The 8,187-nt window shown below is 30.3% G+C and carries 6 protein-coding genes and 1 pseudogene; 3 read left to right on the top strand and 4 right to left on the bottom strand.

From position 1 onward, the window contains the following. Window positions 1-848 (top strand): TDT family transporter (locus Q0V08_RS09135; protein ID WP_297434124.1); only part of this gene is annotated, 848 nt, incomplete at its 5' end. 65 nt (window positions 849-913) lie between these two features. Here Q0V08_RS09135 and Q0V08_RS09130 read toward each other — a convergent pair. From Q0V08_RS09130 to Q0V08_RS09115, 4 genes are all read right to left on the bottom strand, one after another. Beyond that, window positions 914-1,702, bottom strand: coding sequence for an endonuclease/exonuclease/phosphatase family protein (locus tag Q0V08_RS09130; protein ID WP_297434122.1), 789 nt, complete (start codon window positions 1,700-1,702; stop codon window positions 914-916). 7 nt (window positions 1,703-1,709) lie between these two features. Beyond that, window positions 1,710-3,347, bottom strand: a complete 1,638-nt coding sequence (locus Q0V08_RS09125) for a PTS transporter subunit IIBC (protein ID WP_023051264.1) — start codon at window positions 3,345-3,347, stop codon at window positions 1,710-1,712. Window positions 3,348-3,369: 22 nt separating this feature from the next. Then, entirely contained in the window at window positions 3,370-5,019 is a 1,650-nt protein-coding gene (locus Q0V08_RS09120; RefSeq protein ID WP_297434120.1) for an alpha-glucosidase, read from the bottom strand. Window positions 5,020-5,177: 158 nt separating this feature from the next. Next, the gene (locus Q0V08_RS09115) at window positions 5,178-6,149 is read right to left on the bottom strand and encodes a LacI family DNA-binding transcriptional regulator (RefSeq protein WP_297434118.1); all 972 of its coding nucleotides are present in this window, start codon (window positions 6,147-6,149) and stop codon (window positions 5,178-5,180) included. 209 nt (window positions 6,150-6,358) lie between these two features. Here Q0V08_RS09115 and Q0V08_RS09110 point away from each other — a divergent pair, with 209 nt between their 5' ends. Beyond that, window positions 6,359-7,984 (top strand): alpha-glucoside-specific PTS transporter subunit IIBC, encoded by a 1,626-nt coding sequence (locus Q0V08_RS09110; protein ID WP_297434116.1) that lies wholly within the window; start codon window positions 6,359-6,361, stop codon window positions 7,982-7,984. Window positions 7,985-7,995: 11 nt separating this feature from the next. Continuing rightward, window positions 7,996-8,187: pseudogene (locus Q0V08_RS09105) on the top strand (6-phospho-alpha-glucosidase); the annotation flags it as partial.

Below are 8,187 nucleotides of genomic sequence, written 5' to 3'. Positions count from 1 at the left end.
TACTAAACTTTACTTACCTTAGAAATATCTTCATGATTATTGGTATTGTAGTATTTATTTTAGCAACTATAAAGATTTTTAGACATAAAGAGGCCTTCCTAGCTGAGTATAGCAATACAATTCCTGCTAGTTTATATGGTACATACTCTATGTTAGCTATGATTATTGGAGCATTTTTGCTTCCATACAGTCCTTTTTTAGGAAAAAATCTTTGGCTTTTCGGTGTATTTTTCCACGCCTTTGCTATCTGTATTTTTACTTACAGAAATGTTATTAAAAACTTTAACATTGATACTTTTGTTCCAAGTTGGTTTGTAACTTACAATGGAATTATGGTTTCTATTGTTGTAGGTGGAGCTATGGATGAGCCTATTATTTCTAAGTGGGTTTTAATTTATGGAGTGCTTGTATTTTTCACAATAATTCCATTTATGATTAGAAGATTAATTATAAAACCTTTACCTGATATGGTTTATCACACAAAAGCTATACTGTTAGCACCATCAAGCCTTTGTGCTATTGGTTATTTAAATGTAATTAAAGAGCCCAACATGTATATTGCATTCTTCCTATATGGAATTGTCTTCGTAACACTTATTTCAATACTTTTAAGTATTCCTAAATTCTTTAGTTTTAATTTCCACCCTGGATTTGCGGGAACTACCTTCCCCATGGCAGTTGGAACTGTAGCTTCTTTTAGAATGAGTGCTTATTTAGCTAGTATAAATCTACCTGAATACTCTAATGTTGTTAGAAATATTGCTGGTATTCAACTTTATGTTACAACAGGAATTATAGTATTCGTTTTCTATAACTTCTTAAAAAAAGTTAAGCCTTCAGCTAAATAGAACAAAGAAATAAAAAAACAAATAGAAAAAGGATTGAACTACTCTTTAGCTCAATCCTTTTATTTTTATATCTCTATAGTTACCCCAAAGTGATCTGATATAATCTCTTTATTCTTTCCATTAAAAATAACCTCACTAGATTTTATTATACTCTCACTATTTGTAAAAATAAAATCTATCCTTTTAGGATTACTGCATTTCCCCTCCCAACCAGCAATAACACCTGGGACAGTTATTCCATCATCTTTTTTAATGGCTTCTAAATATGTATCTTTAACTCCTTTTGTTAATAAATAGTCATATCCCTCTCCTCTAATATTTGCATCATTATTAAAATCTCCCATTAGAAAATATATGTTTCCTCTTTTATTGGCAAAATCTATTAATTCATCTAATTGTTCTTCAAAAGGATTTTCACTATCTTTCCACCATCCCATATGACAGCTATAAAAATCTATTACAATATCTCCAACTAATTTAGATATCATTGTAAATTTTCTTGTTTTCCAAAAATTTGTATCTTTAGTTTTTCCTATAAACTCCCCTAAACTTTCTTTTAACTCCCCTTTAAAAAGAATTCCAGTTCCTTCATGAAAAACATCGTATCCTACATGATGATAATCCCAACGGTAGCTATACTCAACCCCTAATTTTTTTAGCTCCTTACACAAAATATCTACAAAGTTTCCCTCTCTTATATCATCATATAAAATCTTGTCTTCTATCAATTGATTTACCTCTTGCAAAGCAACTACCTCATAATTCTCTTCAAATATTACCTTAGCTAGATATCTCATTTTTTCTAGTTGATTTTTCTCTTGCCAAGAGTGACAGTTTAGTGTTAATAGTTTCATTTAAAATTTATCTCCCTAATATATCAATTATTTTACATTTTAGTATATCTGCTTTTGGTCCATATATGGCCTGAACTCCACAATCTTTTATTATTAATCCTATAGAACCTGTTTTTTTCCACATATTTTTATCCCCTACTACATCTGCATCTTTTACAGTAACTCTAAGTCTTGTCATACATGCATCTACATCAACTATATTTTCACTTCCACCAAGAAGCTCTATTATTCTAACTGGAATCTCCTCTTGATTACCTGTTGTTTTTACTTTTTCATCACTACTATCTTCCTCTTCATCAATATAATTTCCTCTTCTTCCAGGAGTTGGTAAATCATATTTTTTGATAATTACATTGAATAACCAGTAGTTTGCAAAGAAAAATCCTCCACTTACTATTACAAAGTTTATTAAATCTTTATATAATCCTGCTTTCATCATTAAAGGTATACGAGAAAGTAGTTCTAAGAATCCAAAAGAATGAACTCTTAAAGAGATTATATCTACTAGAGCAAAAGCAAGTCCTGTTAAAATTGCGTAAGCTACATATAAAACTGGTGCCACAAACATAAACATAAATTCAATTGGTTCTGTTACTCCTGTTAAAAATACAGCTAGCATTGAAGATATAAATATTGTTTTATATTGTGTTTTTTTATCGCTATCAACATTATTTAACATAGCTAATCCAATTCCTAAAAGTGAAGCTGTCGATAATACCACTTGACCAGCTTTAAATCTAGCTGGAACAACTGTATCTAAAAGATTTTTATATCCTGTTATATCTCCTGCTGCTTTCAAGTTATTTAAATCAGTTATCCAAGCTAACCAGATTGGATCTTGACCAGCAATTGTACTTCCCACTGCAGTTCCTGTTAAAACTTGATATGTTCCACCTAGTTCTGTATAATTCATAGGAATTGTCAACATATGATGTAATCCAAATGGTAATAACAATCTCTCTAAAGCTCCGTATATAAATGGTGCTATTACTGGTGCTGTATTTCTAGAAGTTGCAATCCACTCACCAAAGCTATTCAGTCCCCACTGAACAAAAGGCCAGATTAAAGATAAAACAGTAGCCATAACAAATGATCCAAATATTACTACAAATGGTACAAATCTTTTTCCATTAAAAAATGCTAAAGATTTTGGTAGTTTATCAAAGGTTTGATACTTATTAAATAGTACCGCTCCTAAAAATCCTGAAAGTATTCCCACGAAAACTCCCATATTTAAAGCTGGAGCTCCCATAACCATTGTAAAATAATTTTTTACTAATAGTTCTTGTCCTGTTAACGATGTAATAACCGCTTCTGGATTATTTAACATCCCTCCATTTATTCCAAATATAGCCCCCGTTATTCTATTTGTTAGTATAAAAGCTATCACTCCTGCAAAAGCTCCACCAGCTTTTTCTTTTGCCCACGAACCACCAATTGCCGCTGCAAAAAGTATATTTAGATTTACAATTACTCCCCATCCCATATCCTCTATAATTCTTCCAATCATAGATAATCCACTTGTTCCAAGAAGTTTACCAATAGAAACCATAAGTCCTGCTGCAGGCATTACTGCTATTACAACAATTAAAGCTTTTCCTAATTTTTGCCAAAAATCAAATGATATTAAACTTTTCTTTTTCATTTTAACGTCTCCCCTATATATATTAAATTTTATATACTACACTTTCAAACGGTCTAACTATAAACTCTTTTAAATCTTTTTCTATAATTTTATAATTTGATAGCACTATATCCTCATTTTTTATATTAAATTCTGATAGGTTTAATTTTTTTTCATTTTCACTTAGGTTTGATAATATAAGGTATCTTTCATTATCTAGTTCTCTTAAATAAGCAAATACATGTTTATCATCTTCAAAAACTAATTTAAATTCTCCATGAGTTAAAGTTTTACTATTTTTCTTTAATGATATCAATTTTTTATAGTGATTATATATTGAGTTTTCATCTTTTATTTGACTTTGAACATTTATATTTTTATAATTACTATTTACTTTTAACCACGGTTTCCCTGTTGTAAATCCAGCATTTAAACTATCATCCCACTGCATAGGAGTTCTAGCATTATCTCTAGATGTATTTGATAAAATTTCTAAAACTGTTTTTTCACACATTCCAGCTTCTAATTTTTCTTTTCCCTCATTCACACTTTTTACATCTTGAAACTCTGAAAGAGAATTAAAAACTGTATTTGTCATTCCAATCTCTTGTCCTTGATAGATGAATGGAGTTCCTTTTTGTAAAAAATATGTTGTTGCAAAAGATTTTGCTGATTCTAACCAGTACTCTCCATCATTTCCCCATGTTGATGTACTTCTTGGAATATCATGATTTTCAATAAAAAGAGCATTCCATCCTTTGTTCTCTAAAGCTACTTGCCATTTATTTAAAACATCTTTATAAGCTTTTGGACAAAACTCTGTATCTCCTTCATAATCCCATAACTTTAGATGTTCAAATTGAAATATCATATTAAATTTTCCATTTTCGCTACCAACCCATTCATCAGAGTTTTCAGCATCTACCCCATTAGCTTCTCCAACAGTTACTATATCATATTTTGCAAAAGTTTCTTCTTTTAATTCTTTTAAATACTTTTGAATTCCATCTATATTCATGTGCATATCAAAAGAATCTACATATTTTTTCCCATCAGGATTTGGCATGTCAGGGAATCCATCAACTTTTTTGATATGGCTTATAGCATCAACTCTAAACCCATCAATTCCTTTATCTAACCACCAGTTCATCATATTATAAATCTCTTTTCTCATCTCTTCATTTTCCCAATTTAAATCAGGTTGTTTTTTAGAAAAAAGATGTAAGTAGTATTCATCTGTTTTTTCACACTTTTCCCAAGCTGATCCTTTGAAAATACTTTCCCAGTTATTTGGTTCTTCGTTATCTTTTCCCTCTCTCCAAATATACCAATCTCTCTTAGGACTATCTTTTGACTCTCTTGCTTCAATAAACCATGGATGCTCATCACTTGTGTGATTTATTACAAGATCTATTATTAATTTCATACCTCTTTTGTGAGTTTCTAATAAAAGATTGTCAAAATCTTCCATAGTTCCAAACTCTTCTAATATATCTCTATAGTCACTTATATCATAACCATTATCATCATTTGGACTTTTAAAAAATGGTGAAACCCAAATAAGATCTATCCCTAAATCTTTTAAATAATCTAATTTTTCTATTATTCCTTTTAAGTCCCCTATTCCATCTCCATTGGAATCTTTGAAACTCCTTGGATAAACCTGATATCCAACTAACTCTTTCCACCACATTTTAATCTCTCCTTAATATATCTTTAGAATTACAAACTTTTTTTGCAATTTGTGCAAACGTTTGCTCTTTTTTGTGTATTGTAACATTTAATTCTAAATTTGTCTATATATAATACAAAAAAGTTGTAAAAAAAATACTACAACCTTTTTTACAACTTTTATTTTAGTTCTATATCTACTATTTTACTGCAACTTTCTAATTTATCTTGAATACAATTTACTAAAAGATTTACTGCTTCCATCCCTAATTTTTCAGGTTTTATATCTAATAAAAAAATCTTATTTTTCCAACTCTCTTTTATATTAGCTTTATTAAAACTTCCTATATTTACATTTTCTATGCCATTTTTTTCTAAATATTCTAAAAACCCTTTTAATAGATTATCATCTGAAATTATAAAATTCTCACATTTTTGTTCTGAAAATATTTTTTCTGCTAGTCTATACCCCTCTCCTCTAGAAAAATCTTTCCCTAGATACATGGAATAATCTAACTTTAACTCTTTACATGCTTTTTCAAATCCAGTAACTCTGTTTATTGTAACTGTTAAATTTTTATCTCCACCTACAAAAATTATTTTTTCAGAGTTTTTATAAATAATTTTTTTTACCATATCATATGTTGCTTTTAAATTATTATTATCTACCCATAAAACACCATCTTTTTCCTCAGGTTCACCTATTATAACAAAAGGAAAATTTGTCTCTTTTAAATATTGAATGCTTTTATCATTTTTACGCGTTGACATAAGACAAATTCCATCAACTAATCCGCTTTCAGCTAGCTTTTTTGTTCCTTCATACTCCTCTTTCTCGTTCTTACAAAAGTCATACATGATATAATAATCTCTTTCCTTCCCCTTTAAGCTAATCCCCTGCATAACCTCTATAAAAAATGGACTTGTAAAAAGAGTTGTTGTTTCTTTTGGCATTATAACACCTAAAATTCCTGTTTTTCTTTTGACCAATCCTCTTGCCATTATATTTGGTTTATAATTTAATCTTTCAATAACCTCTCTTACCTTTAATTTTGTAGCTTCACTTATCTTGGGATTATTAGATATTACTCTTGAAACTGTAGACACAGAAACTCCTGCATCCTCTGCAATCTCTTTTATTGTTATCTTCACAGTTTTTCCCTCTCCCTTACTTCCTATTTTTCTACATTATATCTAAATTCTTTATATTTACAAAACATTTTCTATTTTTTCTCTCTGAACGTAACATGTTACGTTCGTAGTAATGTGTGTTTTTAAGATTCAAAGTATTGATTTAGAACTTTTTCTGTTGTATACTTCGATTAACAAAGGATCCTAGAAAAAAATTGGGAGGTAACAAGATGTTAAAATTCTTTCAAAGACTTGGTGGAGCACTTTTTGCACCAGTACTACTTTTTCCTTTTGCAGGACTAACAGTAGCTCTTACAATTATTTTAAAAAATCCAGATTTCGTAGGTTCCTTGGCGAATCCAGATGGATTATTTTACAAACTTGTTTATATTATCGAAGAGGGAGGATGGACAGTATTTAGACAACTTCCACTTATATTTGCAGTTGGACTTCCAATTGGATTAGCTAAAAAAGCTCATCCCCGTGCATGTTTATCTGTATTAGTTACATATCTAACTTTCAACTATTTTATTAATGCCATTTTAACTTTTTGGGGGCCAAGTTTTGGAGTTGATTTCACTCAAAACATTGGAGGAGTTAGTGGATTAACTACAATTGCTGGAATTAAAACTTTAGATACAAGTATTGTTGGAGCAATTGCAATATCAGGACTTACTATATATATACATAACAGATTCTTTGATACAAAACTTCCTGACTTTTTAGGAATATTTCAAGGAAGTGCTCTTGTTGGAATGATCGCTTTTATTGCTATGATTCCAGCTGCATATGTAACATGTTTGGTATGGCCTAAAGTACAGATGGGTATCTCATCTTTACAAACATTAATGATTTCTTCTGGAACTTTTGGAGTTTGGTTATATACTTTGCTTGAAAGAATTCTTATTCCTACTGGTCTTCATCACTTTGTTTATGGTCCTTTCATCTTTGGACCTGCAGTTGTAGACAGTGGAATCCAAGTTTTCTGGGCTCAAAATCTCTCTAATTTTGCTAACTCTACTCTACCTTTAAAAGAGCTTTTCCCACAAGGAGGATTTGCACTACATGGTAATAGTAAAATATTTGGAGCAATTGGTATAGCATTAGCTATATATAAAACTGCTCGACCTGAAAAGAAAAAAATTGTTTCTGGACTTTTAATACCTGCTGCTCTTACAGCAGTTTTAGTTGGAATTACTGAACCTTTAGAATTTACATTCCTATTTATTGCACCATTTCTATTTGCTATACACGCTGTTCTAGCTGCTACTATGGCTGCTGTTATGTATGCTTTTGGAGTTGTTGGAAATATGGGATCTGGACTTATAGAGATAGCAGCTATTAACTGGATACCACTTTTTAAAAATCACACTAGTGTTATGATTGCACAAATCGGTGTAGGAATGGCTTTCATACCAATATACTACTTTGTTTTTAAATACTGTATTGAAAAATTCAAATTAAAAACTCCTGGTAGAGAGGATGAAGATGAAGAGGTAAAACTTTATACTAAAGAGGATTTTAAAAATAAAAAAGATGCTAAAAATGGAAATGTTGTTGTTGAAAATGCCTATTTTGATCAAGCTTACGCTTTCTTACAAGGTTTAGGAGGAGCCCAAAATATTGAAACTGTTAATAACTGTGCTACTCGTCTTAGAGTTACTGTTTTTGATGAAACTTTAGTTAAAAGTGATTCAGTATTTAAAGGAGCTGGAGCACATGGTATTGTTCGAAAAGGTAATGCTCTTCAAATTATTGTCGGACTATCAGTTCCACAAGTTAGAGACTGCTTTGAAGATTTAATGAATAAAGATTTAGAAAATATAGATTCAGAAAAAAATTTAATTAACGCATAGGAGGATTTATTATGAAAAAGTTTTCAATTTTAATTGCTGGTGGAGGAAGTACATTTACCCCTGGAATAATTTTAATGCTGTTGGACAATCTTAAAAAATTCCCAATTAGACAGATTAAAATGTATGATAACGATGCTGAAAGACAAGCTAAAATAGGAGATGCTTGTGCTATTCTTTTAAAAGAGAGAGCTCCTGAAATAGAG

The sequence above is a fragment of the uncultured Cetobacterium sp. genome (assembly GCF_947038635.1).
Classification (GTDB): domain Bacteria; phylum Fusobacteriota; class Fusobacteriia; order Fusobacteriales; family Fusobacteriaceae; genus Cetobacterium_A.
The sequence above is the reverse complement of the archived record's forward strand: the minus strand, read 5'-3'. Positions and strand labels throughout refer to the sequence as shown.